The following is a 16,570-nucleotide window of genomic DNA, read 5'->3' as shown; positions in this document are numbered from 1 at the left end:
TCATCATGGCCAAGACTGCCCTTCAATTCCAGCATAACGGCCGCGACGTCGCGATCTTCGTCGACGGCGGCACCAACCTCCTGGTCGCGCTGCGCGAGCTGATCGGCGACATGACGCCGAAATTCGGCTGCGGCCAGGGCGGCTGCGGCACCTGCAGCGTGCTGATCGACGGCGAGCTGCATCTCTCCTGCCTGACGCTCGCCGAGACGGTTGCCGGCCGCTCGGTCGAGACGCTCGACGGCATCAAGGACGGCCCCAATTTGCACCCGCTGCAGCGCGCCTTCGCCGACAATTTCGCCGCGCAGTGCGGCTACTGCACGCCGGGCATGCTGATGGCCGCGAAAGCGCTGCTCGACCGCAATCCGCAGCCAAGCCGCGCCGAAGTGGTCGAGGCGATCTCCGGCAATATCTGCCGCTGCACCGGCTACGAGCCGATCATCAACGCCGTGCTATCAGCCGCGTTCGACGGCCGGGCGCGTGCGTAAGGGAACAGTGCCATGCTGGAACTGCGCAAGGACATCTTCGCCGACGAGCGCGACGACAATCTGAACGAGATCGGCAAAGGCACGCAGCGCCAGGACATGCTCGGCCATGTCACCGGCACCTCGCCCTATTTCGATGACCACAAGCTGCAGGGCATGCTGCATCTGAAGGTGGTCCGCAGCGCGCATCACCACGCAAGACTCCGCCGCATCGACACCTCGGAGGCCGAGCGGTCGCAGGGCGTGCGGCGCGTGATCCGCGCCTCCGACGTGCCGCGCAACCTGAACACGCTGCTCAGCCTGATCAATTTCGGCAAGGATGACGAGCCCTCGCTCGCGGTCGACAAGGTGCGCTACAAGGGCGAGCCCGTCGTCGCGATCGTCGCCGACAGCCCGCGCGAGGCCTATGAGGCCATCGCAAAGGTCAAGATCGACTATGAGCCGCTGCCGGCGGTGTTCGACGTCGAGGACGCGCTCAAGCCGGGCGCCCCCGTGGTCAACGAGGTCTATCCCGGGAACACCTTCACCTATCACGAGACCTATGATCACCAGCAGCTTCGCTTCGGCGATGCCGACCGCGCGCTCGCCACGGCCGACCATGTGCTGGAACAGCGCTACCAAATGTCGCCGATCGAGCACGCGCCGACCGAAACCAACGGCTCGATCGCAGCTCCCGACACCAACGGCCGTTACATCGTCTACACCTCGACGCAAGCGCTGTTCTTCTCGGTGGACACCTGCGCGAAGATCCTCGACGTGCCTTCCAACACCTTCCACTTCATCGGCGGCACCGTGGGCGGCGGGTTCGGCGGCAAGGTCGATACGCTGACAGAGCCGCTCTGCATCCTCGGCGCGATGCTGACCGGTCGCCCGGTGCGCTATGTGTTCGGGCGCGAGGAGGAGATGCAGTACGGCCCGCCGCGCGGCGCCGAGCGCATCTACATCAAGGACGGCGTGATGCGCGACGGCCGCATCATCGCCCGCAAGGTGCGCGCCTACTTCGACAGCGGCGCCTATACGCGGCTGTCGAGCTATGCGGCGGTGAAATGCGCCGCCCATCTGCCTGGCCCCTACACGATCCCGAACGTCCATGGCGACGTCTACTGCGTCTTCACCAACCGGACGCCGGCGACCGCGATGCGCGGCTTCGGCGTCACGGCGATGGATTTCGCCATTGAATGCCAGATGGACAAGCTCGCCCATCTCGTCGGCATGGACCCGATGGAGTTCCGGATCCTCAATGCGTATCGCGACGGCGACATGAAGGCGCACCGCCGCGAGGCAAAGAACACCGCGCTGATCGAATGCGTGCAGGTCGCCGCGGAGAAGGCCAAGTGGCCGCTCCGCGAGGACTTCAAGCGGATGTCGTCGCGCAAGGATGGCGGCGGCGCGCGCGCCGCGGTGACGCCGACCCCGCGCGAGAGACATGCGCCGTCGGCCGCGCCGTCCCAGCAGCGCACGACGTATGACCGCGCGCCGGCCGCGACCCGCGAGCCGCCGCCACCGCCGCCCTCTTCACCGCCGCCGTCATCTCCGCCGCCGCGGCCGAGCGCGCCGTCGCATGGCGCGACCCGCTTCTCTTCCGTCTTCGGCACCAGGAGGCGCTGACCATGACCCGGCATCGCGGACGCGGCATCGCGTCGGTCAATTATCCCATCGGCATGAATCTCGGCGGCGATCCGAGCCAGGCGCTGGTGCATTCCAACCCCAGCGGCAAGTTCACCGTTGCGCTGTCGTCGATCGATCTCGGCCAGGGCATGAAGTCGGTGACACGGCAGATCTGCGCCGAGACGCTCGGCGTGCCGGTCGAGGACGTCTATGTCGATACCGCGGATTCCGACACCGGCCCGCACTGCATGGGCTCGTTCGCCTCGCGCGGCACGCATCGCGTCGGCAACGCCGTGATGGCGGCGGCGCGCGAAGCGCGCGGTGTGATGATGGAGGCGGCCGCCGAGGAACTAGAGGTGAATGCCGCCGACCTCGAGACCGACGGCCGCGGCAACATCCACGTCAAGGGCGCGCCGCATCGCTCGATCTCCACCAAGGACGTCGCGATTGCCGCGCAGTTCAAGCAGGGCAAGACCATCTCCGGCCGCGGCATCTTCCTGGTGCCGCTGTCCGACGTCGACCCCGAGACCGGCGAGATGTCGCCTGCGACATGCTACGCGCATGCCTGCCTCGTCGCCGAGGTCGAGGTCGACGACGAGACCGGCGAGGTCGACATGGTCCGGATGGACTCCGCCTATGAGCTCGGCCGCGCGCTCAATCCGCGGCTGGTCGAGCAGCAGCTGGTCGGTGGCGCCTGGATGGGCGTCAGCCACGCGCTCTATGAGACGCCGGAGCCCTATTATCCGGAGCCTGTGCACGGTCCGCGCGATTTCGTCGAATATCTGATGCCGGGTCCGGGCGACATCTGCCCGCACGACATCGCGGTGCTGGAACGCCCGGCGCCCGACGGTCCGTTCGGCGCCAAGGGACCAGGAGAAATGTGCGCCAATCCGGTGTTGCCTGCGGTCGCCAACGCAATCTTCAACGCGGTCGGGGTGCGGATCGACGATCTGCCGATCACGCCGGAAAAGGTGTTGCGCGCCATCAAGGCGCAAGGCGGCGCGCGGCCGCAGCCACGGCGCTGAGGTTTCTCTATGCCGGTCCGCAGCAACATCGTCGGCATCGACAGCCCCGAGGCGCTGGAGAAGGCGCTGCGCGCGGCCTATTACCTTGCCGACGACAGCATCGCGACCGCCTCCTATCTCTCGCTTGCGCTGGGTAAGCCGCTGCTGCTCGAGGGCGCGCCGGGTGTCGGCAAGACCGAGGCCGCCAAAGCGATCGCCGCCGTGCTCGGCCGCAGGCTGATCCGCCTGCAATGCTATGAAGGCATCGACGCCGCCGCGGCTCTCTACGAATGGAACTACCCGCGCCAGATGCTGGCGATCCGGCAGGCCGGTGAGGAGAGCATCGACATCTATGGCGACGCCTTCCTGATCGAGCGGCCGATGCTGGCAGCGCTGCGCGCGCCCGACGCGACGGTGCTGCTGATCGACGAAATCGACCGCGCCGATCAGGAGTTCGAGGCCTTCCTGCTCGAATTCCTCTCCGACTTCCAGATCTCGATCCCCGAGCGCGGCACGGTGCGCGCTGCCGAGCATCCCGTCGTGGTGCTGACGTCGAACCGGACGCGCGATCTGCACGAGGCGCTGCGGCGGCGGTGCGTCTACCACTGGATCGATTATCCGAATGCCGAGCGCGAGGCGCGTATCGTGATGATGCGGGCGTCCAGCGTCGCCGAGGCCACCGCCCGCGCCGTGGTTGCCGCCGTCGGCCGGCTGCGCCGCGAGCCGCTGAGCAAGGCGCCCGGGATCGCCGAGGCGGTCGACTGGGCGGAGGCCGCGACCCTGCTCAACAAGGGTGGCGCGCGCTGGCCGGACGCGTTCAAGCGCTCGATCGGCGTCGCGCTGAAGAACGAGGAGGATCTGCATTTCATTTCACCGCGGCTCGATGCGATCATCGCGGAGGCGGCCGCGTGAACGACGACCTGCAGCTGCCGCGCGCCGCGCGAATATTTGTCTCGTTCGTCGCGCTGCTGCGCGCCAACGGCTTTTCGGTTGCGCCGGAGCAGACGACAAGCTTCCTCGCCGCAATCGAGCTGCTCGGTCCGCGCAGCCTCGAGCACATCCGCCAGGCCGGGCTCGCGACGCTGGCGCCGCCGCCCGAGCGCCGCGCGACCTATGACCGGCTGTTCGACATCCACTTCCGCGGCGCTGATGCCATCGAGCAGGCCGATGGCGAGGATGAGGAGACCGTTCGCCTGCAGGAGGAAGGCCGCGGCGAGGACGAGCCACCGCTCGCCGACGAGGCCAATGAGTCCGGCCTCGCCGCGGCGCGGGCCGAGGCACTGGTCGAGCGCCGCTTTGCACAGGCCGCGACCAGCGATCCGCTGCGAAAACTGTCGCGCGAGGCGGCAAGGCGACTGCCGCGACGGCGCGGCCACCGGCGACGCCGCGCGCGCAGCGGCCCGTTCGCCGATCTGCGCCGCACGCTGCGCGACAGCGTCCGCAACGATGGCGAGGTGCTGCGGCTCGGGCGGATGCGCCGCCGCCAGCGCCCGCGCAAGATCCTGTTCCTGATCGACGTCTCCGGCTCGATGAAGGCGCGCACCGAGGAGAACATGAAGCTCGCGCATGTGCTGGTGCAGGCGGCGGGCAATGTCGAGGTCTTCACCTTCGGCACAAGACTGACCCGCGTCACGACGGCGCTGCGGCTGAAGCGCCGCGAGCAGGCGCTGAGCGCGGCGTCCTTCCTGGTCAGCGACTGGGACGGTGGCACAAGGATCGGCGATGCGCTGCAGGCGTTCCTCGCCGTGCCGCGGTTCGGCGGATATGCCCGCGGCGCCGCCGTCGTGATCGTCTCCGACGGCCTCGAGCGCGGCGACCCGGCGGCATTGCGTGATGCGGTGGCAAAGCTGTCGCGGCGGGCCTGGCGCGTCAGCTGGCTGACGCCGCTCGCAACCTCGCCCGGCTTCGCGCCGCAAACCGAGGCGCTGATCGCGATCCGGCGCTTCGTCGACGATCTCGTGGACGGCGGATCCAGCGCGGCTGTGGTCGCGCATCTGCTGTCGCTTGGAACAAGGAGAGCTGCGTGACTGGCATTGTCGACGGACATCATCACATCTGGCGGCAGGCCGATCTCGCCTGGCTGTCCGGCCCGATGCAGCCGCGCATCTTCGGCCCCTACGAGCCGATCCGCCGCGACTATCCGATCGAGGAATATCTCGACGACCTCAAGGGCACCGGCGTTACCCGCTCGGTCTATGTCCAGACCAACTGGCCAAACGGCCAGTTCGAAGACGAGGCGGCCTGGGTGCAGCAGACCGCGGACCAGCACGGCTGGCCGCACGCCCTGGTCGCCTATGCCGATTTTTCCGTCGCCGACGTCCGCCCGCAACTCGATCGATTGAGGCGCTATCCGCTGGTGCGCGGCGTGCGCATGCAGCTGCACTGGCACGAGAACCCGCTGTACCGCTTCGCCGCCCGTGCCGATCTCTGCACCGATCCCGTGATCCGGCGCAATGTCGGCCACCTCGCCGACTACCACTGGAGTTTTGACCTGCAGGTGTTCGCGCCGCAGATGGCCGATGCGGCCGGCCTTGCGGAGGCCTGGCCTGACGTGACGTTCATCCTGCAGCATGCCGGCATGCTGGAGGATCTGTCGCCGCGGGGCCGCGCCGCCTGGCGCAGCGGGATGACGCGACTCGCGCAATATCCCAACGTGGTATCGAAACTGTCGGGGCTCGGCACCTTCATCCATCGCAACGATGCCGCGCATATCGCCGGCATCGTGACCGACAGCGTTGCGATCTTCGGCGCCGACCGCTGCCTGTTCGGCTCCAACTTTCCGATCGAGAAGCTGTGGACCAGCTACAGCGAACTCATCGCCGCGTTCAAGACGGCCGCCGAACGGCTCAGCCCCGAGCAGCGCGAAGCGATCTTCAGCACAACGGCGGCGCGGGTCTATCGGCTGGGGCCGTAGGCGCACCGCGGGCTCGAACATAACAACGAACACGAATTGGGAGGGAGACAGATGCCGCTAGAGATCAAGATTCTGGACTATGGCGATATCGAGCTGGAATCGAGCTTCCTCGTGCTCGGGCACAATTGCGGCCGCACCCGCCGCGTGCTGACGCTCGGCTTCCTGATCCTCGGCGGCCCCTACCCCGTGCTGGTCGACACCGGCTATCGCTCCAACCAGATCATGGAGACGCTCGGCATGCGCGGGCTCCAGTTCCACGAGAACATGATCGAGAACCAGCTCGCTCGCCACGGCGTGCGGATGGGCGACGTCCGCTTCGTCTGCCACACCCATCTGCACATCGACCATGCCGGCAAGGACGATCTGTTCCCGATGAACACGACCGTCGTGCTGAACCGCAAGGAGCTGGAATACTCCGTCTCCGGCCTGATGCATCCGCAGTATCCGGCGCCTGACATCAAGCACCTGATCGATCGCCTGCACACCAAGAGCGCGCTGCGCTTTCTCGACCTCGAAATCACCGGCCCGGTCGAGCTGATGCCGGGCGTGTATTGCGACGCCGCCAACGCCCACACCGAAGGCTCGATGAACATCCATGTCCACACCGCCGACGGGATTGCGACGATCTGCGGCGATGTGATCTACGATTTCAACGACCAGATCGTGAATCCCTTTAACGAGATCCACGACGCCGAGCCGCGCACCACGGGCAACCACGGCACCAGCAAGCGCGCCGAGAAGGCCGCGATCAAGAAGCTGCTCTCGAGCTCCCGCTATCTGCTTCCGGTGCATGATCGCCCGGCCAAGATCGAGGGCGGCATGGTGGTCGGCCGCCTGCATGACCAGGTACCCGGGCCGGTCGTGCAGAGCCTGCCGCAGCGCAACTGGTTCCCGGCGTAGAGGATCGAGGCGATGACGCATGTCACGCTGCGCAGCGAGTTCGAAGACCTGATCGATCCCTACGCGCCGGTCGGCCAGGTCGGGACCGGCTTCGATTTCACGGAGGGACCGATCTGGCATCCGGTCGATCACTTCCTGCTGTTCTCCGACATGCCGGGCGATGTGCGCCGGCGCTGGGATGCGCGGCGCGGCGTCGTCGAGGTCAAGCGGCCGTCGAACAAATGCAACGGCATGACCTATGACGCGGACCTCAACCTGATCGTCTGCGAGCACGCAACATCCTCGCTGATCCGCGAGCGGCCCGACGGGCGGCGCGAGGTGCTGGCTTCGCATTACGAGAACCAGGAGCTCAACAGTCCGAACGACGTCTGTGTGCATTCCTCCGGCGCGATCTATTTCTCCGATCCCTGGTACGGCCGCATGCCGGTCTATGGCGTCGAACGGCCGCGTCAGCTCGGCTTCCAGGGCATCTATCGCGTGCCGCCCGGCGGCGGCGCGCCGAAATTGCTGGTCGACTGCTATCTGTTCGAGCAGCCGAACGGGCTGTGCTTCTCGCCCGACGAGCGCATCCTCTATGTCAACGACACCGTGCAAGCGCTGATCCGCGCCTTCGACGTCACGGCGGACGGCTCGGTCGGTAATCCGCGCGTGTTCGCCTCCGGCATCCGCTCCGAGCTCGAGCCCGGCGTGCCCGACGGCATGAAGTGCGACCAGCGCGGCAATGTCTGGGTCACCGCGCCTGGCGGCGTCTGGGTCTATTCGTCCGCCGGCGGCCTGCTCGGCAAGGTCCGCCTGCCCGAGCTCGTCGCCAACCTCGCATGGGGCGGCGCCGACTTCCGCACACTCTATCTGACCGCGACCCATTCGGTCTATGCGATCCCGACCAAGGTCGGCCCGCGCCACGAGCCCTATATGAGCGGCAAGCGCGGCGGCGCGGGTGCCGCTCCGTCCACGCCTGCGCCGAATCTCGCCGCCGGTGAGATGCAGCTCGATCCGCAACGCTGCGCGATGATCATCCAGGACATGCAGAACGACGTCATCATGGACGGCGGCGCGTTCGCTGAGTCCGGTGCGCCCGCACACGCCCGCCAGCAGCATGTCGTCGAGAACGTTCGCCGCGTCGCGGAGGCTGCGCGGGCGCGCGGCGTCGCCATCATCCATGTCTGGTTCGTCGTCGAGCCGGGCGCGCCCGGCGTCACCTTGAACGCGCCGCTGTTCGAGGGATTGGTCGACAGCAAGGCGATGGTGCGCGGCAGCTGGGGCGCAGCACCAGTCTCGGGACTTGAGCCGCGCCCGGGCGACTTCGTGGTCGAGAAGATGCGGATGAGCGCCTGGGAGGGCACCCGGCTCGAGACCATCCTGAAGGCAACCTGCCGCGACATGATCATCAATACCGGAGCCTGGACCAACATGTCGGTCGAGCACACCGCGCGCACCGGCGCCGACAAGGGCTATTTCATGATCGTGCCGGAGGATTGCTGCTCGACCATGAATGCCGACTGGCACAACGCCGCGATCAATTTCGCGCTCCAGAACGTCTCCGTCGTGACCAACGCTGACACCGTGATCAAGGCACTCGGCTAGGGAGGCGCGGTGCCGAAGCTGCTGCACCTTAACTGCTCACCGCGCCCCGATTCGGAATCGGCGGCCGGCGCGCGCGCTTTTCTCGATCGCTTCCGTCAGGCGCGGCCGGACTGGGAGATCGACGCGATGAACCTCTGGCGCGAGCCGCTGCCGGAATTCGAGGGACATCTGCTCGAGGCCAAATACGCCCGGATCGACGGCAAGAGCTTCACCAATTCGCAGCACGACGCCTTCGCAATCGCTGAGCGCCTCGCGCTGCGGCTGTCGCTGGCCGATCGCGTGCTGATCTCGACGCCGATGTGGAATTTCGGCATTCCCTACAAGCTCAAGCAATGGCTCGACGTCATCATCCAGCCCGGGCTGGCCTTCCGCTTCGATCCAGCGCAGGGCTATCTGCCGCTGCTCAAGGACCGCCCGACGATCGTGATCCTCGCAAGCGGCAGCGACTTCGTCACCGGCATGAACCGCGGCCGCATCGACATGGCAACGCCCTATCTGCGCGAGGCGCTGCGCTTCATCGGCATCAGCGACGTGAGCTTCGTGCCGATCGGCCCGACCACCGGGCCCGCCGAGCCGATCCGCGCCGCCCGCGAGGCGGCGCACCGGCGGCTGGCGGAGATGGCAAGACGGTTTTGAAAGAGACTCCACTCCGTCGTCGTCCCTGCGAAAGCAGGGACCCATAACCATAGGATTGCGTTGTTAAAGTGAACTGTGGCCCCAGCGGCCGAAGCCAATCAGTAGCGGTGGCTATGGGTCCCTGCTTTCGCAGAGACGACATCGAATGTATGGCTTGGCCGGCGGGCCATTCGCTTTCATTCTCGCGAAACGATTTTGTGGGCCACTCCGCGCTAGCCCTACGTTTCCGCGGCGGGAAAGACCAACCTGCACAACAATCCCGGCGCATTGTCGCGCAACTCGATCCGCGCGCCGTGCAGACTCGCCACGGCCGCAACCAGGCTGAGGCCGAGGCCGTTGCCGGGCGTGTAGCGGCTCTGTTCCAGCCGGTAGAAGCGCTTGAAGACGTGGTCGTGCTGCTCGGCGGGTATGCCGGGGCCGTCATCGGCGATCGAAATCACCGCGCCTCGCTCATCGTTGTCGCAGGTCACCGTCACCCGCCCACCCGGGCGACCATGCTTGATAGCGTTGTCGACGAGATTGGCAATCGCATCGAACAGCAGGTCGCGGTCGCCGGTGACCAGCACCGCCTGATCGCCGGCAAGATCGAGGCGGGTGGTAACCTCCTCAGCCGCGGCATCGTAGAGCTCGACCACCTCGGCGGCGATCTCGACGAGATTGACGGTGCGAAACGCACCCTTGCGGGCTCGCGTCTCGATCTCGGAAATCCGCGTGATCGACGCGAACATCCCGAGCACCGCGTCGAGATCTGCGATGGTGTCGCCGATCAGCGCAGCATCCCCCTCGCCGCTCCGCGGGGCGTGATAGGCCTTCTCGAGCCGGCCGCGCATCCGGGTCAGCGGCGTGCGCAGGTCGTGGGCGATATTTTCGCTGACCTGCTTGACGTCCCCCATCAGGGTCTGGATCCGGTCCAGCATCAGATTGAGATTCTCGGCGACGCGATCCCATTCGTCATGGCTGCCGCGGAGCGGGATGCGCTGGTCGAGGCCGGAGAGCATGATGGCGCGACTGGTCGCATTGATCGACTCGATCCGGCCGACGGTTCGCCGCGTGACGCCGATGCTGGCAGCAGCCGCAAGCCCGATGATCAGCACGACGACGGCAATGCCGGCGGCCCTGATCTGCGCCATGAAGCCGTCAAGATCGCTGATGTCATGGCCGACCAGCAGCCGATCGCCGTTTGACAGGGTTTCCGTCACGCCTCGCAGCAGGGAGGAGCCCGAGGAAAGCTGTGGCAGGGAGGCACGAAATTCAGCCCATCCCTTCTCGGCAGCGCCCGCCGGCCACTGCCTGAGATTTCCCGCCAGCACGGTCGATCCGGGACCGACCAACAAATACACATGATCGGCAAAGCCCTTGTCCGCGACGCGTTGCGCGATCAACGCGGTCAGTCCATCGCGGCCGGACCGCGCGTAGGCATCATCGAGGCTCGCCTGCTCGGTCATGATCGCGCGGTCGGATCTGTCGCGCACATAGGACAACGTCGACCAGTAAACATAGGCGAAGATCGCGGAGACGATCAGGCCAAAGACACCTATGGCGATCAACGCCAGGCGGAACGTCGACGACTTGAGGGTCTTAGCCAGGAGCACGGAGGCAGTACCCGATGCCGCGGATCGTGTGGATCAGCGGATAGGCTTGCTGGTCGTCGACCTTGCGGCGCAAACGCCCGACATAGACGTCGATGATGTTCGTCGAGGGATCGAAGTGCAGATCCCACACATGCCGCAGCAGCATGGCGCGCGACACCACGCGGCCTTCGTTGCGCGCCAGATATTCGAGCAGCTGGAATTCTTTCGGTAGCAGCGGAATTCTGCGGCCACGGCGGCTCGCCGTCCGCGAAATCAGATCAATCGCAAGATCGCCGACCCGCAGGATGGTCTCCTTTGCAACGGTCTCGCTGCGGCGGCCAAGCGCCTCCAGCCGCGCCAGCAGTTCGACAAAGGAGAACGGCTTGACAAGATAGTCGTCGCCGCCGGCGCGCAAGCCACGCACCCGGTCGTCGATTTCGCCAAGCGCGCTGATGATCAGGACCGGCACTGCGATGCCGCCGTCGCGCATCTGACGCATCACCGTGATGCCGTCGATGTCGGGCAGCATACGATCGATGGTGATCACGGCATAGTCGCGCGCCGCACCCTGGCTCAGCGCCTCGCGGCCGTTCGCCGCCAAATCCACATCATAACCGCTGGTGGTGAGCTCCTCGACGAGCTGATCCGCGGTTTCCGGATCGTCCTCGACGACGAGAATGCGGCGGTGGGCACCGGTCATATTCATGAACTCTCCGAGCTATGTTGAACTCTCCGAGTTCGCAAACTCTCCGAGCGGCCGCCCCGCGACAATCGCCGCCAGACTATCCCATTCCGGGGCTGGATGGAACGTCTGGCGACGACCGCGACAACGGTGCGGTTGGTTGGGCGATCACCAATAGTCCCCGCACACATTGACCCATTGCAGACCGTAGGCCGTCCATACCCTGCGATAGCAGCCATAGTCATAGCCGGCGTAGAGATAGGGCGCGCCGAAGAACGCGAAGCGATGGAAGCGGTGGTGGCGGAAGCCGCCATGATGGAAGAAGCGCGAACCGCGGAATCCGGCGCCGGCAAACCGCGGGCCGATCGCCGGTGCACCGACGAAGCGGGGACCACCAACGTGCCCGCCGGCGAAATGTCCGCCACCGCCCATGGCGGCGAACGCCGCTCCACCACCACGCATCCCGCCGCCGAAACCACCGCCATGCATGCCGCCGCCAAAGCCGCCACCATGCATGCCGCCACCCATGGCACCTATGGCACCACCAACGCCACCGCCGTGGCCGCCACCGAAGCCACCGCCGCCGCCATGTCCGCCGCCACCACCGCCGCCTCTGGCGAGGGCAGCGGGTGCAAGCGCAACGCTGACGGCGAGCGTCGCTGCCGTGAGACACTTAAGAAGCCTGTTCTTCATGAAAGCCTCCCTGATTGGGACCGCGGCAAATTCGTATCGCCGCACGCGAGCATGATCAGAAGACGCAAGCCGATGCCCGACTTCAACTGACAAATGCGCCAGATTCTGACACCCGATTTAGAATTGGCGTGCCGGCATGCCGAGCGGCGGATGCCTGAATCCGCCGCCACGATTGCGTTGGCCGGGATCGACGGACATTTGGCTGGAATCAGCGGATAGCGCTCGTTGAATCGATCGGCCGCGGCTCTTAATCCTGCAGCTGTCGGAGAACAACGACGGCGTCGAGGGATCGCAGACCCGCTTCACAATTTGTCGATCACCGGACTTTTCCCCCTCCCCGCCGGCCGTCATCCAACCCGCGATGCAATCGCCTTTCGCCTGGCCTCCCTGCGGGGCGCTGGGACGGCGAGGTGCTGACCTTCAGCAAGGAGCTTTCGATGAGCGACGAGACCAAAAGACCGTTTCTGACCCACGCCTCCGGCGCCCCCGTTGCCGATAATGTGAACATCCTGACGGCGGGGCCGCGCGGACCCGCATTGCTGCAGGATGTCTGGCTGATCGAGAAGCTGGCGCATTTTCACCGCGAGGTGATCCCGGAGCGGCGCATGCATGCCAAGGGCGCCGGCGCGCACGGCACCTTCACCGTCACCCACGACATCACGCGCTACACCAAGGCCAGCATCTTCTCGGAGATCGGTAAGCAGACGCCGATGTTCGCGCGGTTCTCGACGGTCGCCGGCGAGCGCGGCGCAGCCGACGCCGAGCGCGACATCCGCGGTTTCGCGCTGAAATTCTACACCGATGAAGGCAATTGGGACGTGGTCGGCAATAACACGCCGGTGTTCTTCTTCCGCGACCCCTTGCGCTTCATCGACCTCAACCACGCCATCAAGCGGCATCCGCGCACGGGGGTGCGCGACCCCGACATGAACTGGGATTTCTGGACGCTGCTGCCGGAAGCGCTGCACCAGGTCACCATCGTCATGAGCGAGCGCGGCATCCCGAGAAGCTTCCGTCACCAGCACGGTTTCGGCAGCCACACCTACAGCATGATCAATGCCGACAATGAGCGCGTCTGGGTGAAATTTCATTTCCGCACCCGGCAGGGCGTCCAGAACCTGACCGATGCCGATGCCGAGGCGCTGGTCGGCAAGGACCGCGAGAGCCACCAGCGTGACCTGTTCCAGAGCATCGAGCGCGGCGACTTCCCGCGCTGGACGCTGTTCATCCAGGTGATGACGGATGCACAGGCCAAGGCATTCCCGTTCAATCCGTTCGATCTGACCAAGGTGTGGCCGAAGGCGGATAATCCCTTGATCGAGGTCGGGTATTTCGAGCTCAACCGCAATCCGGAGAACTTCTTCGCCGAGGTCGAACAGGCGGCGTTCACGCCGGCGAATGTCGTGCCCGGCATCGGCTATTCACCTGACAAGATGCTGCAGGCCCGCCTGTTCTCCTATGGCGACGCGCAGCGCTACCGGCTCGGTGTCAACCACCACCAGATCCCGGTCAACGCGCCGAAATGCCCATTCCACAGCTATCACCGCGACGGCGCGATGCGCACCGACGGCAATCTGGGCGCCACGCTGACATACTGGCCGAACAGCCATGGCGAGTGGACGGATCAGCCGCAGCTGAACGAGCCGCCACTCGAATTGTCAGGCGCGGCCGCGCATTGGGATCATCGCGTGGATGACGACCACTGGCAGCAGCCGGGCGACCTGTTCCGCAAGATGAATGCCGCGCAAAAGCAGGCTCTGTTCGACAACACCGCCCGTCAGGTCGGCAATGCGTCGAAGCACATCCAGGAACGGCACGTCGCGAATTGCAGCAAGGCCGACCCGGCCTACGGCAAGGGCGTCGCGGATGCGCTGGCGAGGTTTGCGGCGGGCAATTTGTAGCGAACGCCGGAGCGAATTAAGTACCGCATCCCGTCATCCCCGCGCAATGGCGCAGCCATTGTCGCTGGAGGTGCGCGCGCAGCGCGCCTCGAAGGATGAACGGCCACAGCCGGACCGTCGTGCTTCGGGACGGCCGCTCCGCGGCCTCCTCAGCATGACGGGAACGGAATTGTGCCCGCGCGGACTAGGTCGGCTTGCCGCGTCCGTTCTTCTCGGCCGCGCGGCGCAGTGCGTCGGCGAGCGCGCCGCCGCCGGACTGCTCCTGCGGCCGGCGCGGAGCCGACGACGTCATCTTGCCGGAGCCGCGCGAGAAATCGCGCGACAGCGCCGCATTGTCCTTCTTCGGCCCGATCTCATCGTCAAGCCGCAGCGTCAGCGCGATGCGCTTGCGCGCGACCTCGACGTCCAGCACCTTGACCTTGACGATGTCGCCGGGCTTCACCACCTCGCGCGGGTCCTTGATGAAATTCCGCGACATCGCCGAGATGTGCACCAGCCCATCCTGGTGCACGCCGATATCGACGAACGCGCCGAACGCGGCGACGTTGGTCACGGTGCCCTCGAGGATCATGCCCTTCTTGAGGTCCTTGACCTCCTCGACGCCCTCCTTGAACACCGCCGCCTTGAACGCCGGACGCGGGTCGCGGCCGGGCTTTTCCAGTTCGCGCAGAATGTCGGTGACGGTCGGCAATCCGAACGTATCGTCGACAAAGGATTGCGGCTTGAGACCCCGCACCACGTCGGCATTGCCGATCAGCGCCTTGATGTCGCTCTTGGTCGCCTCGAGGATGCGGCGCACCACCGGATAGGCTTCCGGATGCACGCCGGATGAATCGAGCGGATCCTCGCCATTGCTGATGCGCAGGAAGCCGGCGCACTGCTCGAAGGCCTTCGGGCCGAGCCGCGGCACCTCCTTCAGCGCCTTGCGCGACTTGAACGGGCCGTTGGCATCGCGGTGCTGCACGATGCTCTGCGCCAGTCCCTGGCCGATGCCCGACACCCGCGCGAGCAGCGGCACCGAGGCGGTATTGGCATCGACGCCGACCGCGTTCACGCAGTCTTCCACCACGGCATCGAGCGAGCGGGCGAGCTTGGCCTCGCCGAGATCGTGCTGGTATTGGCCGACGCCGATCGCCTTCGGATCGATTTTGACCAGCTCGGCCAGAGGATCCTGCAGGCGCCGCGCGATCGAGACCGCGCCGCGAATGGTGACATCGAGGTCGGGCAGTTCGTTCGAGGCGAAGGCCGAGGCCGAATAGACCGATGCGCCGGCTTCAGAGACCACGATCTTGGTCATCTTGCGCTCGGGCAGCCGCTTCACGAGCTCGGCGGCGAGCTTGTCGGTCTCGCGCGAGGCGGTGCCGTTGCCGATCGCAATCAGCTCGACGCCATGCTCGATCGCGAGCTTGCCGAGAATGGCGAGCGCCTCATCCCAGCGCCGCTGCGGCTCGTGCGGGAAGATCGCCGTGTGCGCCACCACCTTGCCGGTCGCATCGATTACCGCGACCTTGACGCCGGTGCGATACCCGGGATCGAGCCCCATGGTGGCGCGCGCGCCGGCCGGCGCCGCGAGCAAGAGATCGCGCAGATTCGAGGCGAACACGCGCACCGCCTCGGTCTCGGCCGCGGTCCACAGCCGCAGCCGCAAATCGATGTTGAGATGGATCTGGATCTTGGTGCGCCAGGCCCAGCGCACCGTCTCGGTCAGCCATTTGTCGCCCTTGCGGCCCTGGTTGGAGATCGCAAAGCGGTTCATGATCTTAAGCTCGTAGAGGCCGGGCTGGCCTACGACCGGCTCCTGCGCCTCCGGCTTGATCGCGAGGTCGAGGATCTCCTCCTTCTCGCCGCGGAACAGCGCCAGGATGCGGTGCGACGGCAGCTTCGGCAGCGGCTCGGAGAAATCGAAATAGTCCTTGAATTTCTCGCCTTCGGTCTTCTTCCCGGTGCGGACGGTCGAGGCCATGATGCCGTTCGACCACATCTCCTCGCGCAGCGCGCCGATCAGGTCGGCATCTTCGGCGAAGCGCTCGACCAGGACCGCGCGCGCGCCGTCGAGCGCCGCGGCGACGTCGGCGACCTGCTTCTCGGCATTGACGAAGGGCGTCGCGGCCTCGTTCGGATCGCTCTCGGGCTGCGTCAGAAGTTGATCGGCGAGCGGCTCGAGGCCGGCCTCCTTGGCGATCTCGGCCTTGGTGCGACGCTTCGGCTTGTAGGGCAGATAGATGTCCTCGAGCCGGCCCTTGCTGTCGGCGGCCATGATCTGGGCCTCGAGCGCGGCGTCGAGCTTGCCCTGCTCACGGATCGAATTGAGCACCGCGGTGCGGCGCTCCTCGAGCTCGCGCAAATACGTCAGCCGCTCCTCCAGCGTGCGCAGCTGGGCGTCATCAAGCGCGCCGGTGAGCTCCTTGCGGTATCGCGCGATGAACGGCACCGTGGCGCCACCGTCGAGCAGCGTCACCGCCGCCTCGACCTGTTCGTCGCGAACCCCCAGCTCCTGCGCAATCTGATGATGAATCTTTGCCACGCCTGTCTCTCTGAAATTCCGTTGCGCCGCCGGATCACTGATGGCGCGGAGGCCGCTTATGAACCATCCCG

At 66.2% G+C, this 16,570-nt stretch carries 13 protein-coding genes and 1 pseudogene; 10 read left to right on the top strand and 4 right to left on the bottom strand.

Annotated features, from left to right (window positions below):
* Positions 1-5 precede the first annotated feature (5 nt).
* Genes QA639_RS10465 through QA639_RS10425 form a run of 9 tightly spaced genes read left to right on the top strand, consistent with a single transcriptional unit; the run spans position 6 to position 9,128 of the window.
* Positions 6-485, top strand: a complete 480-nt coding sequence (locus QA639_RS10465) for a (2Fe-2S)-binding protein (RefSeq protein ID WP_283089723.1) — start codon at positions 6-8, stop codon at positions 483-485.
* Positions 486-497: 12 nt separating this feature from the next.
* A complete protein-coding gene (locus QA639_RS10460) occupies positions 498-2,090 on the top strand; it encodes a xanthine dehydrogenase family protein molybdopterin-binding subunit (RefSeq protein ID WP_157340635.1) in 1,593 nt (530 codons plus the stop codon).
* A gap of 2 nt (positions 2,091-2,092) precedes the next feature.
* Positions 2,093-3,115, top strand: a complete 1,023-nt coding sequence (locus QA639_RS10455; protein ID WP_028333322.1) for a xanthine dehydrogenase family protein molybdopterin-binding subunit — start codon at positions 2,093-2,095, stop codon at positions 3,113-3,115.
* Positions 3,116-3,124: 9 nt separating this feature from the next.
* A complete protein-coding gene (locus QA639_RS10450; RefSeq protein WP_157340637.1) occupies positions 3,125-4,006 on the top strand; it encodes an AAA family ATPase in 882 nt (293 codons plus the stop codon).
* Positions 4,003-5,121 carry a vWA domain-containing protein gene (locus QA639_RS10445; protein ID WP_283089722.1) on the top strand — a complete coding sequence of 373 codons (1,119 nt, stop codon included), beginning with the start codon at positions 4,003-4,005 and terminating at the stop codon, positions 5,119-5,121. Before QA639_RS10450 ends, QA639_RS10445 begins: the two co-directional genes overlap by 4 nt.
* Positions 5,118-6,008, top strand: coding sequence for an amidohydrolase family protein (locus QA639_RS10440; RefSeq protein WP_283089721.1), 891 nt, complete (start codon positions 5,118-5,120; stop codon positions 6,006-6,008). The genes QA639_RS10445 and QA639_RS10440 overlap by 4 nt, the downstream gene beginning before the upstream one ends.
* A 51-nt stretch (positions 6,009-6,059) precedes the next feature.
* Positions 6,060-6,908 carry an MBL fold metallo-hydrolase gene (locus tag QA639_RS10435; RefSeq protein WP_026193286.1) on the top strand — a complete coding sequence of 283 codons (849 nt, stop codon included), beginning with the start codon at positions 6,060-6,062 and terminating at the stop codon, positions 6,906-6,908.
* A 12-nt stretch (positions 6,909-6,920) separates the two neighbouring features.
* Entirely contained in the window at positions 6,921-8,492 is a 1,572-nt protein-coding gene (locus QA639_RS10430; RefSeq protein WP_157340639.1) for an isochorismatase family protein, read from the top strand.
* Between the two features lie 9 nt (positions 8,493-8,501).
* The gene (locus QA639_RS10425) at positions 8,502-9,128 is read left to right on the top strand and encodes an FMN-dependent NADH-azoreductase (protein ID WP_283089720.1); all 627 of its coding nucleotides are present in this window, start codon (positions 8,502-8,504) and stop codon (positions 9,126-9,128) included.
* 218 nt (positions 9,129-9,346) lie between these two features.
* Here the strand turns inward: QA639_RS10425 and QA639_RS10420 are convergent.
* The 3 genes and pseudogenes from QA639_RS10420 to QA639_RS10410 form a co-directional block, all read right to left on the bottom strand.
* A pseudogene (locus QA639_RS10420) lies at positions 9,347-10,282 on the bottom strand (sensor histidine kinase); the annotation flags it as partial.
* Between the two features lie 424 nt (positions 10,283-10,706).
* A complete protein-coding gene (locus tag QA639_RS10415; protein ID WP_157340818.1) occupies positions 10,707-11,399 on the bottom strand; it encodes a response regulator transcription factor in 693 nt (230 codons plus the stop codon).
* A 150-nt stretch (positions 11,400-11,549) separates the two neighbouring features.
* A complete protein-coding gene (locus QA639_RS10410) occupies positions 11,550-12,074 on the bottom strand; it encodes a hypothetical protein (protein WP_244978369.1) in 525 nt (174 codons plus the stop codon).
* A gap of 437 nt (positions 12,075-12,511) precedes the next feature.
* On the opposite strand from QA639_RS10410, the gene QA639_RS10405 reads away from it, so the two are divergent.
* The gene (locus QA639_RS10405; RefSeq protein WP_028333330.1) at positions 12,512-13,975 is read left to right on the top strand and encodes a catalase; all 1,464 of its coding nucleotides are present in this window, start codon (positions 12,512-12,514) and stop codon (positions 13,973-13,975) included.
* A gap of 184 nt (positions 13,976-14,159) precedes the next feature.
* On the opposite strand, the gene QA639_RS10400 is transcribed toward QA639_RS10405, so the two are convergent.
* A complete protein-coding gene (locus QA639_RS10400) occupies positions 14,160-16,499 on the bottom strand; it encodes a Tex family protein (RefSeq protein WP_028333331.1) in 2,340 nt (779 codons plus the stop codon).
* Between the last annotated feature and the right edge of the window lie 71 nt (positions 16,500-16,570).

The organism is Bradyrhizobium pachyrhizi (assembly GCF_029714545.1).
GTDB classification, from domain to species: domain Bacteria; phylum Pseudomonadota; class Alphaproteobacteria; order Rhizobiales; family Xanthobacteraceae; genus Bradyrhizobium; species Bradyrhizobium pachyrhizi.
The sequence above is the reverse complement of the archived record's forward strand: the minus strand, read 5'-3'. Positions and strand labels throughout refer to the sequence as shown.